Origin of the sequence: Micromonospora sp. NPDC048947 (genome assembly GCF_040649495.1) — a bacterium.
In the GTDB taxonomy this organism is placed as follows: Bacteria; Actinomycetota; Actinomycetes; order Mycobacteriales; family Micromonosporaceae; genus Micromonospora; species Micromonospora alfalfae.
In genome coordinates, this window is sequence record NZ_JBEZFO010000022.1 from 37,136 (window position 1) to 63,382 (window position 26,247).

Annotated in this window: 24 protein-coding genes; 11 read left to right on the forward strand and 13 right to left on the reverse strand. The window is 71.2% G+C overall.

Features of this window, described 5'->3' with window-relative positions; translation table 11 throughout:
• Nucleotides 1-193: 193 nt before the first annotated feature.
• Nucleotides 194-1,246: a hypothetical protein gene (locus AB0B98_RS27090; protein ID WP_357366291.1), complete on the forward strand. Its 1,053-nt coding sequence runs from the start codon at nucleotides 194-196 to the stop codon at nucleotides 1,244-1,246.
• 129 nt (nucleotides 1,247-1,375) lie between these two features.
• Nucleotides 1,376-4,162: a phosphoenolpyruvate carboxylase gene (gene ppc / locus AB0B98_RS27095; protein ID WP_357366293.1), complete on the forward strand. Its 2,787-nt coding sequence runs from the start codon at nucleotides 1,376-1,378 to the stop codon at nucleotides 4,160-4,162.
• A gap of 68 nt (nucleotides 4,163-4,230) precedes the next feature.
• Here ppc and AB0B98_RS27100 read toward each other — a convergent pair whose 3' ends face one another.
• Nucleotides 4,231-5,019: a hypothetical protein gene (locus AB0B98_RS27100; protein WP_357366295.1), complete on the reverse strand. Its 789-nt coding sequence runs from the start codon at nucleotides 5,017-5,019 to the stop codon at nucleotides 4,231-4,233.
• A gap of 54 nt (nucleotides 5,020-5,073) precedes the next feature.
• On the opposite strand from AB0B98_RS27100, the gene AB0B98_RS27105 reads away from it, so the two are divergent.
• Both AB0B98_RS27105 and AB0B98_RS27110 read left to right on the forward strand, forming a co-directional pair.
• Entirely contained in the window at nucleotides 5,074-6,249 is a 1,176-nt protein-coding gene (locus AB0B98_RS27105; protein ID WP_238666689.1) for a DNA recombination protein RmuC, read from the forward strand.
• A gap of 137 nt (nucleotides 6,250-6,386) precedes the next feature.
• Nucleotides 6,387-9,683 (forward strand): S8 family serine peptidase, encoded by a 3,297-nt coding sequence (locus AB0B98_RS27110; protein ID WP_357366297.1) that lies wholly within the window; start codon nucleotides 6,387-6,389, stop codon nucleotides 9,681-9,683.
• A 71-nt stretch (nucleotides 9,684-9,754) separates the two neighbouring features.
• Here the strand turns inward: AB0B98_RS27110 and AB0B98_RS27115 are convergent, their stop codons facing one another.
• Entirely contained in the window at nucleotides 9,755-10,189 is a 435-nt protein-coding gene (locus AB0B98_RS27115) for a hypothetical protein (protein WP_357366299.1), read from the reverse strand.
• A 41-nt stretch (nucleotides 10,190-10,230) separates the two neighbouring features.
• Nucleotides 10,231-11,217, reverse strand: a complete 987-nt coding sequence (locus AB0B98_RS27120; protein ID WP_238666692.1) for a 4-hydroxy-3-methylbut-2-enyl diphosphate reductase — start codon at nucleotides 11,215-11,217, stop codon at nucleotides 10,231-10,233.
• A gap of 155 nt (nucleotides 11,218-11,372) precedes the next feature.
• Here AB0B98_RS27120 and xseA point away from each other — a divergent pair, with 155 nt between their 5' ends.
• Nucleotides 11,373-12,617, forward strand: coding sequence for an exodeoxyribonuclease VII large subunit (gene xseA / locus AB0B98_RS27125; RefSeq protein WP_357366301.1), 1,245 nt, complete (start codon nucleotides 11,373-11,375; stop codon nucleotides 12,615-12,617).
• 45 nt (nucleotides 12,618-12,662) lie between these two features.
• Nucleotides 12,663-12,884, forward strand: coding sequence for an exodeoxyribonuclease VII small subunit (locus AB0B98_RS27130; RefSeq protein WP_030328827.1), 222 nt, complete (start codon nucleotides 12,663-12,665; stop codon nucleotides 12,882-12,884).
• A gap of 43 nt (nucleotides 12,885-12,927) precedes the next feature.
• On the opposite strand, the gene AB0B98_RS27135 is transcribed toward AB0B98_RS27130, so the two are convergent.
• Together AB0B98_RS27135 and AB0B98_RS27140 are read right to left on the reverse strand one after the other, a co-directional pair.
• Nucleotides 12,928-13,773 (reverse strand): hypothetical protein, encoded by an 846-nt coding sequence (locus AB0B98_RS27135; protein ID WP_238666694.1) that lies wholly within the window; start codon nucleotides 13,771-13,773, stop codon nucleotides 12,928-12,930.
• A 206-nt stretch (nucleotides 13,774-13,979) separates the two neighbouring features.
• Nucleotides 13,980-14,627 carry a DUF4245 domain-containing protein gene (locus tag AB0B98_RS27140; RefSeq protein WP_357366304.1) on the reverse strand — a complete coding sequence of 216 codons (648 nt, stop codon included), beginning with the start codon at nucleotides 14,625-14,627 and terminating at the stop codon, nucleotides 13,980-13,982.
• 159 nt (nucleotides 14,628-14,786) lie between these two features.
• On the opposite strand from AB0B98_RS27140, the gene glpX reads away from it, so the two are divergent.
• Nucleotides 14,787-15,818: a class II fructose-bisphosphatase gene (glpX, locus tag AB0B98_RS27145; protein WP_238666696.1), complete on the forward strand. Its 1,032-nt coding sequence runs from the start codon at nucleotides 14,787-14,789 to the stop codon at nucleotides 15,816-15,818.
• Nucleotides 15,815-16,786 (forward strand): DMT family transporter, encoded by a 972-nt coding sequence (locus AB0B98_RS27150; protein ID WP_357366306.1) that lies wholly within the window; start codon nucleotides 15,815-15,817, stop codon nucleotides 16,784-16,786. Before glpX ends, AB0B98_RS27150 begins: the two co-directional genes overlap by 4 nt.
• 46 nt (nucleotides 16,787-16,832) lie before the next feature.
• On the opposite strand, the gene AB0B98_RS27155 is transcribed toward AB0B98_RS27150, so the two are convergent.
• The 6 genes from AB0B98_RS27155 to AB0B98_RS27180 all read right to left on the reverse strand — a co-directional run bounded on the left by AB0B98_RS27155 (nucleotide 16,833) and on the right by AB0B98_RS27180 (nucleotide 22,163).
• Nucleotides 16,833-17,801, reverse strand: coding sequence for an NAD(P)/FAD-dependent oxidoreductase (locus AB0B98_RS27155; protein ID WP_357366393.1), 969 nt, complete (start codon nucleotides 17,799-17,801; stop codon nucleotides 16,833-16,835).
• Nucleotides 17,802-17,907: 106 nt separating this feature from the next.
• Nucleotides 17,908-18,561 carry a rhomboid family intramembrane serine protease gene (locus AB0B98_RS27160; RefSeq protein ID WP_238666699.1) on the reverse strand — a complete coding sequence of 218 codons (654 nt, stop codon included), beginning with the start codon at nucleotides 18,559-18,561 and terminating at the stop codon, nucleotides 17,908-17,910.
• 107 nt (nucleotides 18,562-18,668) lie between these two features.
• Nucleotides 18,669-19,346, reverse strand: coding sequence for a lytic transglycosylase domain-containing protein (locus AB0B98_RS27165; protein ID WP_238666701.1), 678 nt, complete (start codon nucleotides 19,344-19,346; stop codon nucleotides 18,669-18,671).
• A 277-nt stretch (nucleotides 19,347-19,623) separates the two neighbouring features.
• Complete coding sequence (locus tag AB0B98_RS27170; protein WP_357366309.1) at nucleotides 19,624-21,039, reverse strand: PhoH family protein; 1,416 nt, start codon at nucleotides 21,037-21,039, stop codon at nucleotides 19,624-19,626.
• A gap of 412 nt (nucleotides 21,040-21,451) precedes the next feature.
• A complete protein-coding gene (locus tag AB0B98_RS27175; RefSeq protein WP_091394339.1) occupies nucleotides 21,452-21,787 on the reverse strand; it encodes a hypothetical protein in 336 nt (111 codons plus the stop codon).
• Between the two features lie 31 nt (nucleotides 21,788-21,818).
• Nucleotides 21,819-22,163: a hypothetical protein gene (locus AB0B98_RS27180; RefSeq protein ID WP_030328857.1), complete on the reverse strand. Its 345-nt coding sequence runs from the start codon at nucleotides 22,161-22,163 to the stop codon at nucleotides 21,819-21,821.
• 264 nt (nucleotides 22,164-22,427) lie between these two features.
• On the opposite strand from AB0B98_RS27180, the gene AB0B98_RS27185 reads away from it, so the two are divergent.
• The 3 genes from AB0B98_RS27185 (at nucleotide 22,428) to otsB (ending at nucleotide 24,279) form a co-directional block, all read left to right on the forward strand.
• Entirely contained in the window at nucleotides 22,428-22,871 is a 444-nt protein-coding gene (locus AB0B98_RS27185; protein WP_238666704.1) for an XRE family transcriptional regulator, read from the forward strand.
• A 162-nt stretch (nucleotides 22,872-23,033) separates the two neighbouring features.
• Nucleotides 23,034-23,387 (forward strand): hypothetical protein, encoded by a 354-nt coding sequence (locus AB0B98_RS27190; RefSeq protein ID WP_238666706.1) that lies wholly within the window; start codon nucleotides 23,034-23,036, stop codon nucleotides 23,385-23,387.
• Between the two features lie 67 nt (nucleotides 23,388-23,454).
• Nucleotides 23,455-24,279 carry a trehalose-phosphatase gene (gene otsB / locus AB0B98_RS27195; RefSeq protein WP_357366312.1) on the forward strand — a complete coding sequence of 275 codons (825 nt, stop codon included), beginning with the start codon at nucleotides 23,455-23,457 and terminating at the stop codon, nucleotides 24,277-24,279.
• Nucleotides 24,280-24,302: 23 nt separating this feature from the next.
• Here otsB and AB0B98_RS27200 read toward each other — a convergent pair whose 3' ends face one another.
• Entirely contained in the window at nucleotides 24,303-25,073 is a 771-nt protein-coding gene (locus AB0B98_RS27200; protein ID WP_091394347.1) for an isoprenyl transferase, read from the reverse strand.
• Nucleotides 25,074-25,104: 31 nt separating this feature from the next.
• Nucleotides 25,105-26,247 (reverse strand): geranylgeranyl reductase family protein, encoded by a 1,143-nt coding sequence (locus tag AB0B98_RS27205; RefSeq protein WP_357366314.1) that lies wholly within the window; start codon nucleotides 26,245-26,247, stop codon nucleotides 25,105-25,107.

Sequence of the window (26,247 nt, forward strand, 5' to 3'; positions counted from 1 at the left end):
CGAGCACGATCTTGGCGGAGCGGAGGGCGCTGACCGCTGCCCCGCCGATGGGGGCCGGCACCGGCACCTTTCGGTCCGCGCCTTCGCCGTCGTCGACCCCTGACGCCTGCCGCACCGCTGGTCTCTGCCGCGCCTCGGGGACGGCGAGCTGATTCCACCCTGGGGTCTGCAAATCGGGCCATAGGCTAACAACGTGGACGAAGAACCGCGGGGCACGGCTCGCGACTGGGCGCCGCGCAGCATCGGACTGCTCCTCGGCACCCTCGTGCTGGCCACGGCGTTCATCGCTGCCTACGTCGGCGCGTTGCACCAGCCCACACCCCGCGACCTTCCGATCGGCGTCGTCTCCGGCGACCAACGCGCCCAGGCGACGCTCGACGCCGTGCGCGGCCAGACCACCATCCTCAAACCCATCGGGTACGACGACCCGACCGCCGCCGAGGACGGGCTGCTCAGCCGCGCGGTGTACGCAGTACTCAGCACCGGAGAAGACAACGGCCTGCTCCTCACCGTGGCGAGCGCCTCCGGCCCCTCCGCCACCAGCGCGATCAAGGAGGTCCTGGGTACCGCCACCACCCGCACCGGGACCCCGCTCCGGATCGTCGACGAGGTTCCGGTCACCCCGGCCGACACGCGCGGGGTGGTGCCCTTCTACCTGAATGTCGGGTACGTGCTCGGCGGCTACCTCGCCTCGACGGTGCTCGGGATATCCGCCGGCACCACCCCCCGTACGGCGCGACGGGCCGGACTGCGCGTCGCCGCCCTGGCGGTCTACAGCGTGCTGCTCGGCATCGCCGGCGCGGTGGTGGTCGGACCCGTACTGGACATCTGGCACCACGACGTACCGACGATCGCCGCCATCGGGGCGCTGGCCGTCTTCGCCGCAGCCATGTTCGCCAGCGCCATTCAGGGCTGGCTCGGCGTCGCGGGCACCGCGCTGGTCATCCTGCTGTTGGTGGTGCTCGGCAACCCGGGCTCCGGTGGCATCTACGCGCCCGAGTTCCTGCCCGGGGTGCTGCGCGGCATGCACCGCTGGAACATCCCCGGGCTCGCCAACGACCTGACCAAGGCCGCTGTGTACTTCGACTGGCGGTCGGCCGGCTGGCCCGCTTCCGCCCTCGGGATCTGGGCGGTGCTCGGAGGGCTCGGACTGGTCAGCGCGAGCCTGGTCCGGGGTCGCCGGGCCGCCCCCTCCGGCACCGCAACGACCCGCTCGGGCCCCTCGCCGGACCGCGACGGTGGTTGAGATCACCCCGGAAAACACCCTCCTGAGGGCAGTGGATCACCAGGGGGCCCTCCAGACATCCCCTGCGCGCGGATACCATCCAGTAAGTCGGACAGCGCTGTCCTTCGTATCCACGTAAGGGAGCGCATCGTGACCGACCAGCACGACCACGACGGCCCGGACGCCGCACTGCGCGCCGACATTCGCCGACTCGGCACCCTCCTCGGCCAGACCCTGGCCCGCCAGGAGGGTCGCCCGCTGCTCGACCTCGTCGAGGAGATCCGCGCCCAGGTCCGCTCCGACGCCCCGGCGGCCGCCCAGCGCCTCGGCGGGCTCGACGTGACCACCGGCACCAAGCTGGCTCGCGCCTTCTCCACCTACTTCCACCTGGCCAACATCACCGAGCAGGTGCACCGGGCGCGGGATCTGCGCCGCCGCCGCGCGGTGCAGGGCGGCTGGCTGGACCAGGCCGCCAAGATGATCGCCGAGCGCGGGGTGCCGGCCGAGGAGATCGCCAACGCGGCTCGCCGGCTGGCGGTGCGACCGGTCTTCACCGCGCACCCGACCGAGGCGGCTCGTCGCTCGATCCTGTCCAAGTTGCGGGCGATCGCCGACGAGTTGGACACCGAGACCGCCAACGCGATCCTCTACGGCGCCAGCGACGAGGGCCCGGCCAACCGCCGGCTGGCCGAGTTGCTGGACCTGATGTGGCAGACCGACGAGCTGCGGCTCGACCGGCCGGACCCGACCGACGAGGCCCGCAACGCCATCTACTACCTGCGCGACCTGTACGCCGAGGCCGCCCCGCAGGTGCTCGACGACCTGGCCGACACGTTGCGCACGCTCGGTGTGGAGACCTCACCGACGGCCCGGCCGCTGAGTTTCGGCACCTGGATCGGCGGCGACCGCGACGGCAACCCGTTCGTCACCCCGGCGGTCACCCGTGAGGTGCTGACCATTCAGCACGAGCACGGCATCGCGGCCACCGAGAAGGCGATGGACCACCTGATCAACGAGGTCTCGGTGTCCCGCCGACTCCGCGGGGTCTCCCTGGACCTCTCCGCCAGCCTCGCCGCCGACCTGGACGCGCTGCCCGAGGTGGCACAGCGCTTCCGCCGGGTCAACGCAGAGGAGCCGTACCGGCTCAAGGCACGCTGCGTGAAGGCGAAGCTCGCCAACACCCGGCTGAGGTTGCGCCAGGGCACCGCGCACGTACCGGGCCGGGACTACCAGGGCTCCGCCGAGCTGATCGCCGACCTGGACCTGCTGCGCGCCTCGCTGGCCCGCAACTCCGGGCAGCTCACAGCGGTCGGCCGGCTGGCCTCCACCATCCGTACGGTCTCCGCGTTCGGCCTGCACCTGGCCACCATGGACGTCCGGGAGCACGCCGAGGCGCACCACGCGGTGCTCGCGCAGCTCTACGAGGCGGTCGGCGAGGTCTCCGACTACCCGGCGCTGACCCGGCTGGAACGCACCAAGCTGCTCGCCGACGAGCTGACCGGTCGCCGTCCGCTGTCGACTGTGGACACGTCGCTGTCCGAGCCGGCCCGCAAGACGTTCGACGTGTTCAGCACCATCCGGGAGGCACAGGACCGGTTCGGTGCCGAGGTGATCGAGTCGTACATCATCTCGATGACCCTGGGTGTCGACGACGTGCTGGCCGCCGTGGTGCTGGCCCGCGAGGCCGGCCTGGTGGACGTGCACAGCGGGCGGGCCCGGATCGGGTTCGTCCCGCTCCTGGAGACCCCGGCCGAGCTGAACTCCGGCGGCGAACTCCTCGACGAGCTGCTGTCGCTGCCCGCGTACCGGGCGCTGGTGACGGCCCGGGGTGACGTGCAGGAGGTCATGCTCGGCTACTCCGACTCGAACAAAGAGGCCGGGATCACCACCAGCCAGTGGTCGATCCACCGGGCGCAGCGCGCGCTGCGCGACGTGGCGGCCCGGCACGGTGTGCACCTGCGGCTCTTCCACGGCCGGGGCGGCACGGTCGGGCGCGGCGGCGGGCCGACGCACGAGGCGATCCTGGCGCAGCCGTACGGCACCATGGACGGCGCGATCAAGGTGACCGAGCAGGGCGAGGTGATCTCCGACAAGTACACACTGCCCTCGCTGGCCCGGGAGAACCTGGAGCTCACCCTCGCCGCGGTGCTCCAGGCGACCCTGCTGCACACCGCACCCCGCCAGCCGGCCGAGATGTTGGAGCGCTGGGACGCGACGATGGACGTGGTCTCCGAGTCGGCGTTCCGGTCCTACCGGTCGCTGGTCGAGGACCCGGACCTGCCCGCGTACTTCTGGGCGTCCACCCCCACCGAGCTGCTCGGCGCGCTGAACATCGGCTCCCGGCCGGCGAAGCGCCCGAACACCGGCGCCGGGCTGTCCGGGCTGCGGGCCATCCCGTGGGTGTTCGGCTGGACGCAGACCCGGCAGATCGTGCCGGGCTGGTTCGGCGTCGGCTCCGGGCTGGCCGCCGCCCGCGAGGCCGGTCTGGCGGACGTGCTGGCCGAGATGCACCGCAACTGGCACTTCTTCCGCACGTTCCTGTCGAACGTCGAGATGATGTTGACCAAGACCGACCTGAGCATCGCCCGCCGGTACGTCGAGACGCTGGTGCCGAAGAAGCTGCACCCGATCTTCGAGCAGATCGAGCAGGAGTACGAGCTGACCAAGCGGGAGGTGCTGGCGGTGACCGCCTCACCGGCCCTGCTGGAGAACTCGCCGGTGCTCCAGCGCACCCTGGCCGTCCGCGACACCTACCTGGAGCCGCTGCACCATCTCCAGGTGGCGCTGCTGCGGCAGTACCGGGAGTCGGGCGCTGCCGGGCGGGCGATCGCCACCGCACCGGGCGGCCGTCGCGCGCCGAGCGACGGCACCGCCCTGGAACGCGCGCTGCTCACCACTGTGAACGGCATCGCGGCCGGGATGCGCAACACCGGCTGATCGACAGGTACGGAAAACGGGCCCCGGTCGCTGCGACCGGGGCCCGTTTCCGTAGCTCTGAACGACTGTCAGAAGTCGCCACCGCCGAAGCCGCCGCCACCGAAGTCACCGCCGGCGTAGTCGCCGCCGCCAAAGTCCCCACCCTGGTCGCCGCCGCCGAAGTCGCCGCCCTGGTCGCCACCGTCGCCGCCCTGGTCGACACCGTCACCGAAGCCCTCCTGGTAGCCGGCGTCGTAGCCGTACCCGGGGTCGGCGAAGGCGGGCGAGAAGAGCGCGTCGGCGATGAGGATGCCGCCGAGCACACCGGCGCCGGCACCCAGTGCCGTCTTCCACCAGGGCGTCGAATACCAGCCGGCGGGCACCGGTCGGCCCTGATAACGCCCACCGGGGTAGTAGTAGGGCGTTTCCCGGCCGGGTTGCGGCCCGGCCCGGAAGGTCTGCCCCTGCACATCGACCTCGCGTTCCTTCGTGAGCTGCCCCACGCCGCGGGCGGCGGCCAGGGTCGGCACCTCGGGGCCCGGATCGATGCCCAGCGCCGTGCGCGCCGCCCGGATGTACGCCAGACCCTCCAGCGCGGTCTCCCGGGCCAGCCCGAACTGGTGCGGCGTGGACGCCTGCTCCAGCTGGGAGCCCGCCGCGTTGTACCGCTCACCGGCGTCGGCCAGCGCCTGGCGTACCGCCGGGTCGTCGCCGTGCAGGTTCATCAACTGGCCACCGAGGCGCTCGTACCACCGCTGCGCCTCCGCGCGGGCGTCGCCGAGCTCGGTGCGCCGACGGGCACCGGCCTGAGCGCGGACGAGCGCGGCGGCGCCCAACGCGCCGACCAGCACAACGGCGAGGCAGAGCACAAGTTCCATGTCATCGAACGTACCCCCGGGTCGCACGTCGTATCCGTCTGGCAAGCTCCGGTGATGGACGTCTCGACGCTGCTCCTGGTGATCGTGTGCCTCGGCGCTGGCGGGGCGGTGGGCTGGCTCGCGGCCCGGTCCCGGTCGGCCGCCGACATCGCCCGCCTGGATGCCACACTGGCCGCCACCCGGGAGGGCGAGGGTCGGCTGGAGCAGTCCATGCGGGCGTTGAGCTACGAGGCCACCGCACAGTCCCAGGAGGCGGTGGCCAGGGCGGTCGCGCCGCTGCACGACACCCTGCGCCGTTACGAGCAGCGGGTGGCCGAGCTGGAGCACGACCGCGTCGACGCGTACGCCGAGCTGCGTGAGCAGGTCCGCTCGATGAACGCGGTCTCCGGTGAGCTGCGCACCGAGACCAAGCAGTTGGTGGCGGCGCTGCGCGCACCGCAGGTGCGGGGCCGCTGGGGCGAGCACCAGTTGCGCCGGATCGTCGAGGCTGCCGGCATGCTGGAGCACTGCGACTTCTCCGAGCAGGTCACCGCCGCCACCGACCAGCAGGTCGTCCGACCGGATCTGGTGGTTCGCCTGCACGGTGGTCGCTCGGTGGTGGTGGACGCCAAGGCCCCGTTCGACGCGTACCTGACAGCCATGGAGGCCCGCGACGAGCGCGGCCGGGACACCCACCTCGACGCGCACGCGCGGCATCTGCGGGGGCACGTCGACGCCCTGGCCGCCAAGTCGTACTGGTCGGCGTTCGACAACTCGCCCGAGTTCGTGGTGCTGTTCGTCCCGGCCGACCCGTTCCTCGACGTCGCGCTCCAGCGAGACCCGACGCTGCTGGAGCACGCCTTCACCCGCAACGTGGTGCTGGCCACGCCGGCCACGCTGGTCGCCCTTCTCCGCACTGTGGCCTATTCCTGGCGGCAGGAGGCGCTGGCCCGCAACGCGCTCGCCGTGCACACCCTCGCCCGGGAGTTGTACGGCCGGCTCTCCACCCTCGGCGACCATGTGGGCAAGCTCGGGTCCTCGCTGGCCGGTGCGGTGACCGCCTACAACCGGGCGGTCGGCTCGCTGGAGGCCCGGGTGCTGGTCAGCGCCCGCAAGCTCGCCGAGTTGGGTGTCTCTGACGACGAGTTGGCCACGCCGGCGCAGGTCGAGTTGACGCCCCGGCAGCCGCAGGCTCCCGAGCTGGCCGATCCGGCAGCCGACGAGGTCTCCACCCGCTCTCCATCCATGTGACAGTGCGTATACCCGCATGTCACGAACTGGTCACAAGGGACTGACCAGTAGTGACAGTGCTCGGCGGTAGCACGAAAGATTCTGCTCACCACAGCGCCCTTCTCTGATGGGCCCTGTTCTCTGGAGGTAAAGAGAACGTGAGCAGACTCCGAAACCTGAGCCGGCGCACCTCAGCCGCGCTCTTCGCGTCGGTCCTGGCGGCGAGCGCCATGACGACAATGGGTGGTGCCGCCACAGCGGCCGCCGCTCCCGCCGCCACACCGGACGCTTCCCCGGCCACCGCCGCCGAGACGCTGGGCGCCCACGACGCCAAACTGCTCAGCGAGGCCCGCGCCAAGAAGGCCCCGACCGTCACGTTGATCGTCGCCACCGAGAAGGGTGAGGCGGGGGACGTCGCCGACAGCCTCACCAAGCTCGGCGGCACCGTCAGCCAGCGGCAGGACCGGGTCGGCTTCGTGCTGGCCAAGGTCCCGACCGACCGGGTCCTCAAGGCGGCGCGGCTGCCCGGCGTCTCGGCCGTCGACCTGGACGAGGTCATCCAACTGCCGGACCCGGCCCCGGAGCGCACCGCCACCGGCACCGCCGGCGCGCGGCAGGCCACCGTCGGGGCGCCGGGAGAGACCACCCCGGCTGACAACCCCTACATGCCGACGAACGAGACCGGCGCTGTGGCGTTCACCGCGGCCCACCCCGAGTGGGACGGCCGGGGCGTCACGATCGGCATCATGGACTCCGGTGTGGACCTGGCCCACCCGGCGTTGCAGCAGACCACCACCGGCGAGCGCAAGATCGTCGACTGGGTCACCGCTACCGATCCGCTGGAGGACGGCTCGTGGCGGCGGATGCAGGCCGAGGTCGCCGGCCCGTCGTTCACCATCGCCGGCGGCACCTGGACGGCGCCGGCCGGCACGTACCGGTTCAACCTGTTCAGCGAGTCGGTCACCACCGCGAGCGACGCCCGGGGTGACGTCAACCGCGACGGCGACACGACCGACACCTGGGGTGTGCTCTTCGACCCGGCCACCAACAACATCCGGGTGGACGCCAACCAGAACCTCAACTTCACCGACGACCCGGTCATGCGGCCGTACAAGGAGAAGTACGACATCGGCTACTTCGGTACCGACAACCCGGCGACCCCGGTCGCCGAGCGGCAGCCGTTCGTGGTCGAGTTCCGCAAGAACGTGGACACCACGCCGATCGGGCTGCCTGGCACCTACGACTACGTCAACATCGGCATCGTCGAGAGCACCCACGGCACCCACGTCGCCGGCATCACCGCCGCCAACGACATGCTCGGCAACGGAGCCTTCGACGGCGCCGCGCCCGGCGCGAAGCTGGTCTCCGCCCGCGCCTGCTCCTGGGGCGGCGGCTGCAGCGCGGCGGCCCTCACCGTCGGCATGATCGACCTGGTGGCCAACCGCGGCGTCGACATCGTCAACATGTCGATCGGTGGTCTTCCGGGCCTGAACGACGGCAACAACGCGCGGACGAACCTCTACGACGAACTGATCGAGACGTACGGCGTGCAGTTGGTCATCTCGGCCGGCAACTCCGGCCCGGGTCTCAACACCGTCGGCGACCCGTCGGTGGCCAGCAACGTGATCAGCGTTGCCGCCAACATCAGCAAGGACACCTGGCTGGCCAACTACGGCTCGGTCGTCAAGAAGAAGAACGCCCTGTTCAACTTCTCCTCCCGTGGCCCGCGCGAGGACGGCGGCTTCAAACCGAACATCGCCGCCCCCGGCTCGGCCATCTCCACCGCACCGACCTGGCAGCTCGGAGCCCCGGTCCCCGAGGCCGGATACGCGCTGCCCCCGGGCTACGCGATGCTGAACGGCACCTCGATGGCGTCACCGCAGACCGCCGGCGCCGGCGCGTTGCTGCTGTCGGCCGCCAAGGCCACCGACCGGGGCGTCAGCCCGGCGGCACTGCGGCGGGCGCTGTTCAGCTCCGCCAAGCCGATCGCTGACGTGCCGACGTACGCGCAGGGCTACGGCATGGTCAACGTTCCGGGCGCGTGGCATCTGCTGCGTCAGGGCGTCGAAACCCGGTCGTACGTCTCCGACGCGCCGGTCTGCAGCCCCCTGGCGGAGCAGCTGACCATCTGGAACGGTGTGAAGTTCGTGCCGAACCCGGGTCGGGGCACCGGCGTCTACAACCGCTGCACCTCATCCGAGGGCGGTCACAAGGTCGGCCAGAGCAAGACGTACCCGGTCAAGCTCACCCGCACCAGCGGCCCGGCCGGCACCATCAAGCACACCATCACGCTCCAGGGCAACGACGGCACCTTCAAGGCGCCGAAGAGCGTCGCGCTGCCGCTCAACAAGCCCGTCACCATCAGCGTCACCGCCAAGCCGGCCACCGAGGGCGCGCACGGCGCGATCGTGCGGATCGACGACCCGACCACCAACGTGGTCGACTTCGAGGTGTCCACAGTGGTGGTGGCCTCGAACGACGTGAAGAAGCCCAACTTCTCGTACGCCAACGAGGGCTCGGTCGACCGCAACGGCTTCACGTCGTACTTCGTGACGGTGCCCGAGGGCGCCAAGGCACTTCAGGTGAACCTCTCCGGGATCGCCACCGGTTCACAGACCCGGTTCATCGCGATCAACCCGTTGGGTGTGCCGGTGGAGGCCACCACCAGCACCGTCTGCTACACCAACTTCTCCGACGTCAACGTCTGCAAGCCGCAGGAGCGTGACTACCAGAACCCGCTTCCCGGGGTCTGGGAGATCGAGGTGGAGTCGCGGCGGACGTCCCCGGCGCTGAACAACCCGTTCAAGCTCCAGGCGCGGGTGCAGGGCCTGACTGTCGAGCCGGCGCTGGTCGAGCTGCCCAGTGTCGAGGCCGGCGAGCCGACCCCGGTGAGCTGGAAGGTCACCAACGCCTTCGGTCCGGTCTCGGTCAGCGGCCGCAGTGGCGCGCTGACCGGTGTGCGGACCGAGCGTCCGACCATCACCGAGGGCGGTCCCAACCAGGAGTGGACCGTCGAGATCCCGGCGGGTACGTCGACGTTCACCGCCCGGATCGGCAACCCCGCCAGCGCGGGCGCCGACCTGGACCTGTTCGTCTACCGGGGTACCACCGAGGTCGGCCGGGCCGCGGACGGCGACTCGGAGGAGGCGGTCACGCTGACCAACCCGGCCGCCGGCACCTACCGCGTCGTGGTGGAACCGTACGGGGTTGACGGGCCGGGGACCAGCACCGCCTACGACTACTACGACGCGTTCGCGTCCGCGTCGCTGGGCACGATCACCGCTTCGGCCGTCGCGGTGCCGCTGATGCACGGCGAGTCCGCCACCATCACCGGCACGGTGACCGCGGTGGCCGTTCCGGCCGACGGACGTCAGCTCTCCGGTGAACTGGCGATCGTCACCAGCGAGGGTGCGATCGTGGGGCGCGGCAACGTGTCCATCGGTGCCGTGAACTGATCCGCTCGTAACACCGGCAGGAGCCCGTCCCCACGTTCGGGGGCGGGCTCCCGCATGTCACTGGTGCGAGGTCAGGACCGGTGGGCGGCCGTCACGACGAACGGGGTGCCCTGCTGGCAGGTGGTCATCATGCCGGGCTCCACCCGACCGGTGACCTCGACCCGGGCACCCGGCGTCAGCACCTCACGCGGGCCGCCGAGCAGCAGGTAACCGTCGAGCAGCACGCAGCCGGGCTCCACACCGCCCTGCACGGTGCCGCTCAGTGTGGTGGCTCCGACGCCCGGCGGCGTGCTCGGGCCGCCCGGTTTCGGAGTTTTCAGCCCGGGCGGCACGGACCGGGTGCCGGTCTCCGGCGAGGGCGTCGGGTCGGGCGTGGGCTGGCTGGTCACCGGCTGCGCTCCCGTCGGGGTCGGGCTGGGTGCGCCGCCCCCGACGCCCTGGCCGCCGCAGGCGCTCAGCGCCACGCAGACGGCCAGCGCGGGGACGGCGAGCCGAAGAGTCCTCATGCCGAATCTGACGTACGCCGACCCGAGTTCGTTCCCGCGCTTCAGCCGCGCGCCGCTGCGGCCTTCATGTCCCGCCTCAGCTCCTGCGGAAGCGAGAACGTGAGCCGCTCGTTGGCGGTGGTGATCTCCTCGACGTCGGCGAAGCCGCGGGCGGCGAGGTGGACCAGCACCTCCTGGACCAGGTCGTCCGGGACGCTCGCGCCCGAGGTCAGGCCGACCGTGGTGGCCCCTTCCAGCCAGGCGTCGTCGATCTCGTGCGCGAAGTCGACGAGGTGACCGGCGCGGGCGCCGGCGTCCAGGGCGACCTCGACCAGGCGGACCGAGTTGGAGGAGTTCGTCGAGCCGACCACGATCACCACGTCACAGTCGGCGGCGATCTCCTTGACCACGTGCTGGCGGTTGGAGGTGGCGTAGCAGATGTCGTCGCTGGGCGGGGACTGCAACAGCGGCAGCCGCTGCTTGAGGCGGGCCACCGTCTCCAGCGTCTCGTCGACCGAGAGCGTGGTCTGGGAGAGCCAGACCACCTTCTCCGGATCACGTACGGTGATCTTGTCGGCGTCGTCCGGGCCGTCCACCAGCTGGATGTGCGCGGGGGCCTCCCCGGCGGTGCCGATGACCTCTTCGTGCCCCTCGTGGCCGATGAGCAGGATGTCGTAGTCCTCAGCCGCGAAACGTCGCGCCTCGTGGTGCACCTTGGTGACCAGCGGACAGGTCGCGTCGATCGCCTTCAGCGAACGCGCCTTGGCCTGCTCGTAGACCTCCGGCGCCACACCGTGTGCGGAGAAGATGACGGTGGCGCCCTCCGGCACCTCCTCGTTCTCCTCCACGAAGATGGCGCCCTGGGCCTCCAGGGTCTGCACCACGTGCTTGTTGTGCACGATCTGCTTGCGCACGTAGATCGGGGCGCCGTAGAGCTTCAGCGCCTCCTCCACTGTCTGCACCGCGCGGTCGACACCAGCGCAGTAGCCGCGGGGCTTGGCCAGGAGCACGCGCTTGCCGGTCCGGTGAGTCGCCTGAGCCTCAGTCACCACCCCATCGTACGTGCCGGATCTCCCCCCGCCACCGGCCCACAACTCCACCCCCGTTCCGCGTTGATCATGAAGTTGTTGCCCCGACACGCCGGCACGGAGGGCAATAACTTCATGATCGACGGTCCAGATGGGGTGGGTCGTAGGGTGGGCGGGTGACTGACGGTGGGGGGCGGGTGGGAAGCGGCGGGGGCGGCGGGGCCAGCAGCGCTGAGGAGCCCTGGCCGGTACGGGTGGTCAGCCAGAAGGTGGGGGCCTGGATCGCCAAGCTGGGCTGGGTATGGGTGGACGGGCAGGTGGCGCAGATCAGCCGCCGCCCCGGGGCCAGCACCGTCTTCCTCACCCTGCGTGACCCATCGGCCGACCTGAGCCTGACCGTCACCACCAACCGGGACGTCCTGGACTCCGGCGCGCCGGAGCTACGCGAGGGCGCACGTGTGGTGCTGCACGCCAAGCCCGAGTTCTACGCCGCCCGGGGCACGCTGAGCCTGCGGGCCGACGAGATCCGTCAGGTGGGGCTCGGGGAGCTGCTGGCCCGACTGGAGAAGCTCAAGAAGCTTCTCGCCGCCGAAGGGCTCTTCGACCGCGCCCGCAAGCGTCGACTGCCGTTCCTGCCCGGCCGGATCGGGCTCATCACCGGTCGCGCCTCGGCGGCGGAGCGGGACGTGCTGACAAATGCCCGACGGCGCTGGCCGGCGGTGGAGTTCCGGACTGTCAACGTGGCCGTGCAGGGCCCGTCCGCGGTGCCACAGATCGTCGACGCGCTCAAGGTGCTGGACGCCGACCCGAGCATCGACGTGATCATCATCGCCCGGGGTGGCGGCGGCATCGAGGACCTGCTGCCCTTCTCCGACGAGGCGCTCTGCCGCGCGGTTTTCGGCTGTCGTACGCCGGTGGTCAGCGCGATCGGCCACGAGACGGACGCGCCACTGATCGATTACGTGGCCGACGTCCGCGCCTCCACCCCGACCGACGCGGCGAAGCGGGTCGTTCCCGACCTCACCGAGGAGGTACGTCTCATCGGTCAGGCCCGGCACCGCCTGGAACGGGCGGTGCGCAACCTGGTCGACAGGGAGACGCACCGGCTCGACGGGCTGCGTTCCCGGCCGGTGCTGGCCCGGCCCCAGGTGATGGTGGAGCATCGGGCGACCGAGCTGACCGCGTTGCGTCAGCGGGCCGGCCGCTGCCTGGAGCACCGGCTCGGGGCCGCGGAGGATGACCTGCGGCACACCCTGGCGCGGCTGCGCGCCCTCTCCCCCGCCGCCACCCTCGACCGGGGGTACGCGATCGTGCAGCGCGCGGACGGCCACGTGGTCCGCGCGGCGGCGGAGGTCGGCAAGGGCGACCTGCTGCGGGTACGACTGGCCGACGGCGAGCTGGCCGCCACCGTCGATGGCTGAGTGGCGACGCGGCGCGGCGGGGAGTGATGTGCTGAGATGAACGCGATGACTGATGACACGAAGGCCGGGCCGGACGAGCGGCTCAGTTACGAGCAGGCCCGCGCCGAGCTGGCCTCGGTGGTGGAGCGGCTGGAGGCCGGCGGCACGTCCCTGGAGGAGTCGCTGGCGCTCTGGGAGCGCGGCGAGGCGCTGGCGGTGATCTGTCAACGCTGGCTGGATGGTGCGCGGGCGCGGATCGACGCCGCCCGACAGGAGCCCGCTTCCTGACCGACTGCCGGTGGGGCGGCCGGAGCCGCCCCACAGCGGTACGTCAGTTGAACAGGCTGTACAGCTCGGCCGGCGCCTCGACGACCTGGTCCGCCGGCGGCTTCTGCGCGGCGGTGGCCGCACCGTAGTCGGAGTAGGTCATCTTGATCTCCTGGGCGGCGGTCTGCCCGGCGGCCGGCAACTGCAACACCAGCTCGCTGAGCCGGCCCTGCGGGTCCACCTTCGCGGTGAACGGGACGGTCTTCGCCTGGGTGCCCAGCGCGGCGATCGTCGCGGCGTTCAACGAGCCCGCTTCGGCGGCCTTTGTGACGTCGATGGTGCCGGCGTACGCGCCGGTGCCGGTGCTGCGGACCTCGGTGATGCCCTGGGTGAGCACCGCGCTACCGGCCGGGTCGACCTTCTCGAAATCGAAGCCGAGGTTGCGGTTGCCCTTGATCCGGTTCTGGTCCAGGTGCTGGTACTTGCCGAGGTTGAGCTGCTTGATCGCGGGCAGGCTGTCGGCGGTGGGGCCGGTCAGCTCCAGCTTGACCCAGCTGTCCGGCTTGAAGTGGACCACGTCGAGCTTCATCGCCAGGTCGGACGAGGGGCCACCGATCGCGATCTTCATCGCCGCGCTCTGGCTCGGCTGGTGCACCAGCCCTTCCGCCGTCGAGCCGGCACCGGCCAGGCTGAACCGGAAGTTCCCGTTGCTGATCTCCTTGGTGGAGTCGAGCAGGGCCTGCTTGGCGTCGCCCGCCACCGGGGCACCGGACGCGCTCGCCGTGCCGGACGCACTCACCGTCGGGGACGGCGTCGATCCGGTCGTGCCTGTTCCGCTGGCGCAGGCAGCCAGTGCGGGCGTGATCAGAGCGGCGGCTACCAGGCCGGCGCCGAGTCGTCGAACAGTCATACGTGTCTCCCAAGGGGGTCACCCGACGACCTGGACGGCGCCGGAAACTCCGGGCGACGCAGCAGCACCGTCGGCTGCGTCGCGCGACCCGGACCGAGCAGCGCGCCCGGGTCACTCCCTCCTTGTTCCCTGTCGACGCGTCGGACAATCACCCTTCGGGCCTGTTGCCCAGATTCGGCGCCAGCGGGCCATCCCACCGGGTCCGGTCAGCGCAGCGAGCCGGCCAGTTCGCGGAGTTCGTTGTCCCGGGCGTCGCCGACGACGATCACCGTACGGGTCGGCTCCAGCAGGACCAGCGCCTGCTGGTTCCCCCGGGCCGTGTAGAGCTGCCAGGCGCGCCCGGCCAGCTCGGTGGGGCCCTGCGGCTGGGCCTGACTGGTCAGCTCGGCGGGGAGCAGACGGTCCGCCGGGACGCTGCTCTGCAGCAGTTGGACGCCCCGCCCCTCCGGCGTGAGGTAGCCGAGTCGCAGGTTCGCACCGCCCTCGACGGTCTGGTAGCGGGCGGTGACCGTCTTCCAGTCGGCACCGAGCCCCTGCGGCTGGCTCACCGGAAAGACGTTCGCCGAACGTGCCTGCTCGATGGCGGGCGCCGGATCGACGGTGGTGGCCTGGTCGCCGCCGAGGAATCCCCGGTAGAACGCCAGCAGCAGCGCGATCGGGACGAGCAGCACCAGCAGCGAGATCGCCATGTCCTTCGGCGACCGCTCGGACTTGCCGGACACCGCCGGCGGCGGTGGGGTCGGGTCGGTCGCGGCGGGCTCACCACCGCGCCCGGCGGGGACGTCGGCCGGCGGCTGACCGTCGGGCGGCGTGCGGTCGGCGGGTACGCGGTCGGCTGGCTGTGCGGGTTCCACCCGTCCATCTTCGCAGCCGCCCGACCGGCGGTATCCGGGCCATCACCGCCCCGCGCCGATGCCCGGTCGGCCATCGTGTGAGGATCAGCGACAAAGCCGGCAGTGGGGGCCTCCCCGCCGCCGGTCGTCCCCGCACCGTCGCGAGGAGGAGTAGCCGTCATGACGAACACCAGGACGCGGATCCCACAGGATCTCGACCGAAACCTTGCCCTCGACCTGGTCCGGGTCACCGAGGCCGCGGCGATGGCCGCCGGTCGGTGGGTCGGTCGGGGCGACAAGGAGGGCGGCGACGGGGCCGCTGTCGACGCGATGCGCAAGCTGATCAACTCGATTCAGATGCGCGGCGTGGTGGTGATCGGCGAGGGCGAGAAGGACAACGCCCCGATGCTTTTCAACGGCGAACACGTCGGCGACGGCACAGGCCCGGAGGTGGACGTCGCCGTCGACCCGGTGGACGGCACCACCCTGATGAGCAAGGGCATGCCGAACGCGGTGGCGGTGCTCGCCGTCTCCGAGCGTGGCGCGATGTTCGACCCCAGCGCCGTGTTCTACATGGAGAAGCTCGCCGTCGGGCCGGCGTACGCCGACGTGATCGACATCAACGCCGGTGTCGCGGAGAACCTGCGCCGGATCGCCAAGGTCAAGGGCACCGACGTCTCCGAGGTGACAGTCTGCGTGCTGGACCGGAGCCGGCACGACGACCTGGTCGCGCAGATCCGCCGGACCGGGGCGGGGATCCGGTTCATCTCCGACGGCGACATCGCGGGCTCCATCGCGGCGGCCCGGGGCGAGTCGGACGTCGACGTCCTGATGGGCATCGGCGGCACCCCGGAGGGCATCATCTCCGCGTGCGCGCTGAAGTGCATGGGCGGTGCGATGCAGGCCAAGCTGTGGCCGCGCGACGATCAGGAGCGGGAGAAGGCGATCGCCGCCGGGCACGACCTGGACCGGGTGCTGGGCACCGACGATCTGGTCACCGGCGACAACTGCTTCTTCGTGGCGACCGGGGTCACCTCGGGTGACCTGCTGCGCGGGGTGCGTTACCGGGCGGGTGGCGCGTACACCCAGTCGATAGTTATGCGCTCGAAGAGCGGCACCATCCGGGTGATCGACTCGTACCACCGGCTGGAGAAGCTGGCCCTCTACTCCGCTGTCGACTTTGACGGTCGTCCGCTGGCCGAGCAGGAGTGACAGCCACCGACACGGCGACCCCGCAGACCCTGTCGGCCGCCCGCCGGATCACCGGCGTCGCGCTGGCGTCGGCCTCCGGGGTCGCGGTGGCGGTGCAGTCGCGCATCAACGGCGAGTTGGGGGTACGCCTCGACGACGGCTTCGCCGCCGCTGTCGTCTCGTTCGGCGTCGGCCTGCTGGTACTGCTGGTGCTGGTGCCCGCCACCCCCGGTGGCCGGCGAGGGCTGGCCGCGACGCGGCGGGCCCTGCGGACCGGCACGTTGCGACCTTGGCAGTGCCTCGGCGGGATGTGCGGGGCCTTCCTGGTGGCCACCCAGGGCCTCACCATCGGCACGTTGGGCGTGGCGGTCTTCACAGTGGCTGTGGTCGCCGGCCAGACCGGCAGCAGCCTCGCCGTGGACCGGGCCGGGATCGGCCCGACCGGACGGCAGCCGGTCACCCGGCAGCGGCTGGCCGGCGCGGTGCTCACGGTGCTGGCGGTCGGCCTGGCGGTCGGCGACCGTCTCGGCGACCCGGGTGCGCTGGCGCTGGCAGTGCTGCCGCTGCTCGCCGGGGTGGGTATCGCCTGGCAGCAGGCCGTCAACGGCCGGGTCCGAGCGGCGGCCGACAGCGCCTTGACCGCCACGCTTGTCAACTTCGCCGTCGGCACTGTCACCCTGCTCGTCGCGTTCGCGATCGACATCGCCGTACGCGGCTGGCCCGGCGGTCACCTGCCGAGTGAGCCGTGGCTCTACCTGGGCGGCCCGATCGGCATCGTGTTCATCGCGATCGCCGCCGCGATCGTCCGCTTCACCGGTGTGCTGCTACTCGGCCTGGCCACCATCGCCGGGCAGATCGTGGGCGCCGTCCTGCTGGACCTGATCCTCCCCACGGCGGCCTCGCACCCGGGTGTGAACACCCTGCTCGGGGCGGCGTTGACGATGGTGGCGGTGCTGATCGCCGCGCTGGCGCCACCCGCCCGCCGCTGAGTACGACGACGTCGGCTCTCGCATGCGCGGACCCGGCCGGGACGACTTAGCCGGCGTCGGAGGAGTGCCCGGGGAAGGGGCGTGCGCTCGGGTCGATGGCCATGGCCGCGCTGTTGACCGCCGTCGCCGCCTCACCGAAGCCGGTGGCGATCAGCCGGACCTTGCCCGGGTACTCGGTGATGTCACCCGCCGCGTAGACGCGGGGCAGGTTGGTGGCCATCGCGCTGTCGACCAGGATGCGCCGCCGGTCCAGGCGTAGCCCCCACTCGGCGAGCGGGCCCTGGTCGGCGGTGAAGCCGAGCGCGGCCACCACGATGTCCACCGGCAGCGTCTCGGTCGCGCCGCCGCGCACCGTCACCTCGGCACCGGTCACCGCGACGTCCCCGAGCAGCCTGGTGACCTCGGCGTTGACCACCACCCGCACCGGCAGGGAAAGCACCCGGGCGACCGTCGAGGCGTGGGCCCGGAACTTCTCCCGGCGGTGCACCAGGGTGACCGACCGGGCCAGCGGTTGTAGCGCCAGCGCCCAGTCGAAGGCGGAGTCGCCGCCACCGACGATCAGCACGTCCCGATCGGTCAGCTCGGTCGGCTCGGTCACGAAGTGGACGATCCCCGAGCCGGGGGCGCCGTCGGCGCACGGCAACGGTCGAGGGCTGAAGCTGCCGAGCCCGCCGGTGACCACGATCGCGCCGCACTCAAGCTGCTCGCCACCGGCCAGGCCGAGCACCGGGCGACCGTCGGCGTACGCGAGCTTCCCCACCTGGGTGCCGAGCAGGTACCGCGGATCGAACGGGGCTGCCTGGGCCAACAGGTTGGCCACCAGGTCGCGGCCCTTGACTGCGGGAAAGCCTGCGACGTCGAGGATCAGCTTCTCCGGGTACATGGCGGTGACCTGACCGCCCGGCTCGGGCAACGCGTCGATCACCGCCACCGACAGCCCCCGGAACCCGGCGTAGTACGCGGCGAAGAGGCCGGCCGGACCGGCCCCGATCACGGCGACATCGACCTCGCGCATGGCGTACCGTCGCTTTCCGCTCACGGATCAACGCGTGCTGATCTCGACCGTAAGCGGGTGCCGACGGCCGGGCAAGCTCGTCCCAGAGCCGCGCCGGAGAGCCGCCTCAGGGCAGGCTGAGCGTGGAGCCGGAGTAGTCCGAGCCGCCCACTGCGGGTCGCCGCCGACGGAACAGGATCGCCGCCACCACCCCGCCGAGCAGGCCGAAGAGGTGCCCCTGCCAGGAGATCCGCTCGTCGGTGGGGAGGATGCCGACCAGCTGCCAGCCGTAGAGCAGACCGACCAGGAGGAAGACCGCGAAGTTCCACCAGCTGCGCTCGACGATGCCCCGGGTGAGCAGGATGCCCAGGTAACCGAAGATGACACCGCTGGCGCCGACCACCACCGAGTTGGGTGAGCCGGTGAACCACACGCCGAGCCCGCTGACCAGGATGATGACAAGGGTCGACCAGAGGAACCGGCGGGCGCCGGCGGCGAGGACGAAGGTGCCCAGCAGGATCAGCGGGATGCTGTTGCTGTAGAGGTGATCGAAGCCGTGGTGCAGGAACGGGGAGAAGAAGACCCCGTCCAGCCCGTCGATGCGCTGCGGGATGATGCCGGCGGTGGCGTCCAGGCCGAACGCGAGCCCCTGGTCGACGGCCTCGATGAGAAAGAGGAACGGGACCACCGCGCACATGGCGACGAACGCCCGGCCGAGCGCGGCGTAGAACGCCTCGGTGCCGAACTGGTAGGGGTCGCCGCTTGACGGGTGCAGGGTCACTCCACAACTGCTATCAGCAAAAGCGGCCGACCGCCACTCACGTCCCGTCCGGAGTACGCGCGAAGGCGGGGCGAGTGGAGAGCCACCTGCCCCGCCTTCGCGGGCCGTCAGTAGTGGTTGTTGTTCTGGAAGTAGGTCCAGGCGCCGCAGGGCGTCTTGTACTTGCCCTTGACGTAGCCCAACCCCCACTTGATCTGCGTGGCCGGGTTGGTCTGCCAGTCGGACGCGACGGAGCTCATCTTGCTGCCCGGGTACGCCTGGGGGATGCCGTACGCGCCGGACGAGGAGTTGCGGGCCTTGTGGTTCCAGCCGCTCTCCTTGGTCCAGAGCTTCTCCAGGCAGGGGAATTCGGCGATGCCGAAACCGGCGTCGATCATCAGGGCGCAGCCGGTCTTGCGGTTGCCGCTGTACTCGGCGCAGGACGCCGGGATCGGCCCGTTGTACGGCTTGGCCTCGGCGTTGGCGGCTGCGCGCTCGCGCTTACGCGACGCTGCGGCGGCCTCGGCACGGCGAGCACGTTCGGCGGCTTCCTTGGCGGCCTGCGCCGCCCGCAGCTTGGCCTGGTACTCGGCGGCCCGCTGCTTGGAGAACTGCACCTGGTGGGCGGCCTGCCGCTCGCGCTGGTACGCGAGGTCGGCCCGGTCGACCTCGAGACTGACCTGCTCGGTCAGTCCCTGTTGCTGGGTTTCGCGGTCTTCGCCCAGGTAGAAGCCACCGGCAACGCCCACGGAGAGCAGCGCTACAGCAGCCGTACGGGCGCCCAACCGGCTCCACAGCCGACTCACGAAGTGGTCCCTTCGTCGGGAGCAAGGACGTGGCGCGGCGCAGACCACAGGTAGGCCCTCAGCCGTGCCACGAGCGCCCCGACCGGTTGCCGGCCGCGCCGACGCACCGACCTTCGCCGATGTCGTCCGTCTCGTGACGAACGATCGCCAACGATTCCGGTGGTGCATGGACGCTCGTGGGACACGATTGCGCACAGTGAGGCTGATGGGAAACCAACCAGACCGTTTGTGATCTGCGCCACACCAAAAATGCGGACAAAAGCCCGCATAACACCCGCTAAATCGGGATGTCCTCCAGGAGGTCCGTGACCATTGCGGCGATCGGCGAACGCTCCGAACGGCTGAGGGTGACGTGCGCGAAGAGCGGATGCCCCTTGAGCGCTTCGATGACAGCCGTCACCCCGTCGTGCCGGCCGACCCGCAGATTGTCCCGCTGGGCCACGTCGTGGGTGAGCACCACCCGGGAGCCCTGCCCGATCCGGGACAGCACGGTCAGCAGCACCCCGCGCTCCAGCGACTGGGCCTCGTCCACGATCACGTAGGCGTCGTGCAGGCTCCGCCCACGGATGTGGGTCAGCGGCAGCACCTCCAGGATGCCCCGCGAGGTGACCTCCTCCAGCACGTTCTCGTGCACCACCGCGCCGAGCGTGTCGAAGACCGCCTGGGCCCACGGCGACATCTTCTCCGACTCCGAACCCGGCAGGTAGCCCAACTCCTGGCCACCGACGGCGTACAGCGGGCGGAACACGATCACCTTCTTGTGTCGGCGACGCTCCATCACCGCCTCCAGACCGGCGCAGAGCGCCAGCGCCGACTTGCCGGTGCCGGCCCGGCCACCCAGCGAGACGATCCCGATCGACTCGTCCAACAGCAGGTCGAGAGCGATCCGCTGCTCGGCCGAGCGGCCGTGCAGCCCGAACGCCTCCCGGTCGCCCCGGACCAGACGCACCGACTTGTCCGGCAGCACCCGACCGAGCGCGGAGCCACGCCCCGAGTGCAGCACCAGACCGGTGTGGCAGGGCAGCCCGGCCGCCTCGTCGAGGTCGAGCGTCTCGCCGGCGTACAGCTGGCCGATCTGCTCCTCGCTCAACTCCATCTCCGACATGCCGGTCCAGGTCGGGTCGCTGGCCTGGCCGTGGCGGTACTCGTCGGCACGCAGACCCACCGAGGCCGCCTTGACCCGCAACGGCATGTCCTTGCTGACCAGTGTCACCTCCCGGCCCTCGGCGGCGAGGTTGAGCGCGACGGAGAGGATCCGGGCGTCATTGCTCTCGGTGCGGAACCCGGGCGGCAGGACACCGTCGTCGGTGTGGTTGAGCTCCACCCGCAGGGTGCCGCCGGCGTCGTTGGCGGGCACCGGGCGGTCGAGTCGGCCGTGCCGCACCCGCAGGTCGTCGAGCATCCGCAGCGACTGCCGGGCGAACCAGCCCAGCTCCGGATGGTGTCGCTTGCCTTCCAACTCGGTGATGACCACCAGAGGTAGCACCACCTCGTGCTCCGCGAACCGGTGGAACGCCGCCGGATCGGAGAGCAGAACCGACGTGTCCAGGACAAAGGCCTGGCCGGCTGGTCGTGGCTCCTTGGGGTCGGCCGGCGCGGCGGCCGCCGAACGGCGGCTCCTGGTGGCTCGGCGGGGCGTGGCAGTCGCGGCCGGGGTCTGGTCGGCACCGGCGATGGTACGGCGAGTCGTCACAGGCCTGCTCCGACGGATGGGCACCCGCCACCCGTGTTCCGCCTCCTCCGGTGCCCGGGGACACGGGGTCGGATGCGGAACCCCATGCGCGAGGTCGCAGATCCGGGCGGACCGGCTGGCTCGGGAGAACCCCGTGCCATGCCTAGACGCTAGCCCCGCCGGACCTTCCCGGCTAGGGGCCGAACGTGGATCTCCCAAGACGCGCTCGTGAACAGCGCTCCGTCGACGCCCGCACCAGCCGAAACGCGCTGTCGTGAACGCGGCGGAACCGGCCGGGATGCATGCCCCCTGCGCGCACCCCGGCCGGTGGGGCCACCGTCACCGGTCTGACGTGACCCGACGGTGCGTGTCCGCCGCGGACAACGCACCGCGCTCGTGGCGTCGGTCGGCGGGGCAGCCCCGCCGGCCGACCTCAACCGGTACGTCGGACGAGCGTGCCGGTCGGGTGCCGCCCGGTGATCGGGGCGGCCGGCGCGCTGAACGACGAGCCGGTGTACGTGGTGCCGGGGCGTTCGACAGCGCCGGCGGACCGGACCACGCCCGCTGGCGACACCGACAGGGCCGAGGCGATCGCCGCCTGGGCGTCCCGACGACGCCGGTTCCAGGCGCCCCGGTCACCGTCGAAGTAGCCCTGCCGGTACCCGAAGCGGTAGCCGATGCGGTAGCTGAGCTGCCCGTGCAGCCGGCCGGCCGCGTAACTGGTGGCACCGAGCACCAGGACGAGGAACACCGCGAGGAACGGGCTCATCGGGCAGCTCCGGCCCAGCCGGGACGCCAGGTCATCGCTCCTCCGGCTCGATCGTGGTGGGGTCGGCGACGAGCAGCCGGTCCAGGTCGTCGGTGCTGACCTCCTCGACCAGCTCGACGCTGATCCGGCAGCCGTCCAGCACGACTTCGGCCACCGAGGACCGGCGGATCTCGCCCCCGGCGTCGTAGACCCGGACGCTCAGCTCCGGGCAGCCGAGATGGGTACGCCAGGCGTTCCACTCGGCACGATCACCGACGCTCAGCGACAGGTAGCGGCAGCCTCGGGCCAGGTAGAGGCGCCAGGGGGCGGTCAGCCCTGCGGCGACCCCCTCGGCGATCAGCCCGAAGGCCTGGGCGCGGGTGGCGAGCTCGGTCACCACGACCCCCTGGCACCGGGGGCGTGACGCATGTGAGCACCAATCGTCTCATGCACGTGACACACCGTAGATTGTCCCATGGGCGTGACAGTATCAGCTTTTCGTCCGCTTACGTTTGTCACTACGTTCATCTATTCTGCCCGCGTGACACCCCTCAACAGTGGCACTGACTCGTTTACCGGAAATCCGAACCCTTCGTCACGTCTGCGTGACAGTGGCGAGCCGGGGCGCGCACCCGCAACTGGCTGGCCGTACCGTCACGGAGTGACCGAGACGGCCAATGCGCGGAAGATCGCCTTCGCCACCTTCGTCCGGCGGGCCCTGGACGAGGCACGGGCGACCCGAGCCTGGAGCGGCACCGAGGTGTCCCGACGCACCGGCGTCTCCCGGCAGACCATCAACCGCTGGGTCCGGGGCGACTGGGCCAGCGACCCGGAGGCCGAGCGGGTGGTCGCCTTCTGCGAGGGCCTGGGGCTGAACCCGGCCGCGGCCTTCGCCGCACTCGGCTGGGACCGCGCCGCCTCCGGCCCCCGCCCCGGCCAGGCCGCCCCTCCGATGGACCCCGACGTGGAGGCCCTGCTGCGCCGTCTGGTCGATCCGCAGGTGTCGGACGCGGAGAAGTTCCACATCCGGGAAACCATCAGATACCTCGCATACCGACCAACGTTGCCGGTCGATGTCCGAAAAAGGGGCAATCAGGCAGGCTAGTTCCTCAGATAGCGAAAGAACGCCTGGTCAGGTTCATTCGTTTACCTCCGGGGTTGGAACGGGCACGCTAGCGTCCCTATTCGTACTGCTTGGGCTCGTCATCGGCGGGGGGACGGGACAAGGCCGAACCCAGCCCTGCGGGACAGAAGGAGGGGTCTGTCCATGACCCTGAAGTGGTTGGCAGTCGTGGTCGCAACGGTGTCGGTGACACTGTGGGCGACCGGCAACACGGTGACCCTCGCGGTCGACGGCGGGCAGCTGCCGCTGCTCGTCAACCTCTTTGCGCTCATCACCGCCGGCACCGCGGTCGTCCTGGCCGTCGTCGCCGAGCTGCACGAGCGTCTGAACAACCGAATCACCGCGCTCACCGAGTTCCTGGTGGCACGGCTCAACGAGATCGACAACCACACCGGCGATCGCAACACCGGGTTCGTGGAGGGCTACCTGTTGAGCCACGGTCAGGAGGCGGCGGTGGTGCCGTTCGGCCGGCGCGGACGAGGAGCCGCCGAACGCTGATCGCGTACCGCTCAATGGGTCCGCTCGGCCAGGAATGAGCCTGGATCGCCGGGGTACGCTGACGCGCGTGCCGCCGTTGAATCTGGGCAATCAGCAGCCGAGGACCCCGTTGAACGCCGACCAGGCCTGGCAGACAACCGCCAGCCGGGCGGCCGGGACCGTGCTCTTCTTCGACTTCGACGGCACGCTCGCGCCCGTCGACGACGATCCGACAGCGGTACGCCCGGCGCCCAAGGCGTTGGCAGCGATCGAGGCGCTCGCCCCGGTCGTGCAGCGGGTCGCGATCGTCTCCGCCCGACCCGTCGAGTTCCTTCGGGATCAGCTCGGCGGGCTCGCCGGCGTGGACCTCTACGGCCTCTACGGGCTGGAGCACAGCCACTCCGGCGGCGAGACAGTCACCGAGCCGGCCGCACTGCCCTGGGTGCCAACGATGGCGGAGCTGGCCGACCTGGCTCGGGCGGAACTGCCGCCCGGCACGCTCGTGGAGTACAAGCGGCTCTCGGTAGCGCTGCACTGGCGTACCGCCCCGCAACTCGGCGCGACGGTGCAGCAGTGGGGGCAGGCGCAGGCCGACCGTCTGGGGTTGCGCTCGCAGGCCGGGCGGATGGTGCTGGAGCTCAAGCCACCTGTCGACCGGGACAAGGGCATGGTGATCGGCGAGGCGATCAAGGGTGCCACCGGCGCGTGGTACTTCGGCGACGATGTCTCCGACATCAAGGCCTTCGCGGCGCTGCGCGCTCGCGCCGCCGCCGACCCGGACTTCCTCGGTGTCTGCGTGGCGGTGGCCAACCCGGAGACCGGCCACGAGGTGGCAAACGCCGCCGACCTGACCATCGAGTCGCCAGCCGCCCTGGGTGACTTCCTCACCCAGGCGCTGACCCACCTGATCTGACTCCGACGGCGTCGCCGCCCGGGTCAGGCGCCGTAGCGGCGTTGTCTGGTGGCGTACGAGCGCAGGGCCCGCAGGAAGTCGATGTGCCGGAAATCCGGCCAGTTGAGCTCGCAGAAGTAGAACTCCGAGTGCGCCGACTGCCACAGCATGAAACCGGACAACCGCTGCTCGCCGCTGGTGCGGATGACCAGGTCCGGGTCGGGCTGGCCCCGCGTGTAGAGGTGCTCCGCGATGTGCTCGACGTCCAGCACCTCGGCCAACTCCTCGATCGTGCCCCCGGTGGCGGCGTGCTCCAGCAGCAGCGAACGGACCGCGTCGGTGATCTCCCGGCGGCCGCCGTAGCCCACCGCGATGTTGACCTCCGCGCCGCCGGTGCGCTCGCGGGTGCGTTCCTCGGCGCCCTTGAGTGCCGCAGCGGTCTGCGCCGGCAGCAGGTCGAGCGCTCCGACGATGCGCAGTCGCCAGGGGTTGCCCTCCTCGGAGAGCTCCACCACCAGGTCCTCAATGATCTTGAGGAGCGGGTCCAGCTCGGCGGCCGGACGGCGCAGGTTGTCAGTGGCCAGCAGGTAGAGGGTCACGTGCCCGACGCCGGCCTGGTCACACCAGCCGAGGACATGCTTGATCTTCGCCGCGCCGACCCGGTGCCCGTCGTTCGGGTCGACGAAGCCCATCTCCCTGGCCCATCGGCGGTTGCCGTCGCACATCACCCCGACGTGCCGGGGCACCGGCTTACCCGCGAGCTTCGCCGTGAGCCGGCGCTCGTACACGGAGTAGATAAGGTTCCGCAGCGTCATCACCTAGCAGCGTAGCGACCCTTCGGCCAGTTCACTGCCTCGGAGCCCCATCCCCGCCGCCCAGACCGGCGCCGATCAGTGCGAGCGTACGAGCGGTGAGGCGTCCGTCACCCAGTCCCAACTCGACCACGTCGTAGAACACCCTGTCGTCCCGACGGGCGGCCCGGACCGCCGCGTCCACCACCCGACGTCGCCGGGCCAACCAGGCCGCCACCGAACTGTGCCGCAGGTGGGTGCCGAGGCGGCGGCGCAACCCGTCGGCGTAGCGGCCAGCAGCGCCCTCGGGCGACCGGGCCGCCGCCGACCCGGCGAGCGCGCCGGAGAGCAACGCGTAGAAGATCCCCTCCCCGGTGAACGGGTTGATCAGTGACAGGGCGTCCCCGGCCAGCAGGGTGCGCCCACGCCCCGGCGACGGCCGGTGAGTGGAGAGCGGCAGGTGATGCGCGCGCAACGCTGTCACTGTCGCCAGATCGGTGCCGGGCAGCAGCGCGGCAAGCCGGTCCAGCAGGTACCCGCGGCTCAGCGGCTCACCGCGCAGGACCTCCCCGTACCCGACGTTCGCCCGTCCGTCACCGATCGGAAACGACCACGCGTACGCCGGCCAACGCGCCTTCGAGGTGACGATGAGCTGCTCGGACGGGCCGGGCAGAGCCGGGGCGTACCCCCGGATGGCCAGCGCGAGGTGCCGGTCGGGGTTCTGCTGATGGCCGAGCGCCCGACGTACCACCGAGCCGGCGCCGTCCGCGCCAATCACCACCCGGCCGGACACCTGCCCGTCGAGCACCACCCGGTCCGCGCGCGGCTCGACCTGGCGCACCGTGTGCCGGCGAAGCTGCGCGCCGGCGGCCACAGCGGCCGCCACCAGCCGCGCGTCGAAAACCTCCCGGGGCACCGTGTACGCGGGTCGGGGCAACGCCCGAGCCACCGCACTCCCACCGGGCGAGATCATGCGTAACGCCGGCAGCGGCGCGTAACCCGCCACCGCCTCGGTCACCCCCAGCTCGGCGAGCACGTCCACCGAGTGCGCGGCGATCCCGTCTCCACACGCCTTGTCCCGGGGAAAATCGGCCCGGTCCAGCAGCAGCACGCTGGCACCGGCCCGGCGGGCCGTCAGCGCGGCTGCCGCCCCGGCCGGTCCCGCCCCCACCACCACCACGTCGAACTCGTCGCCCAC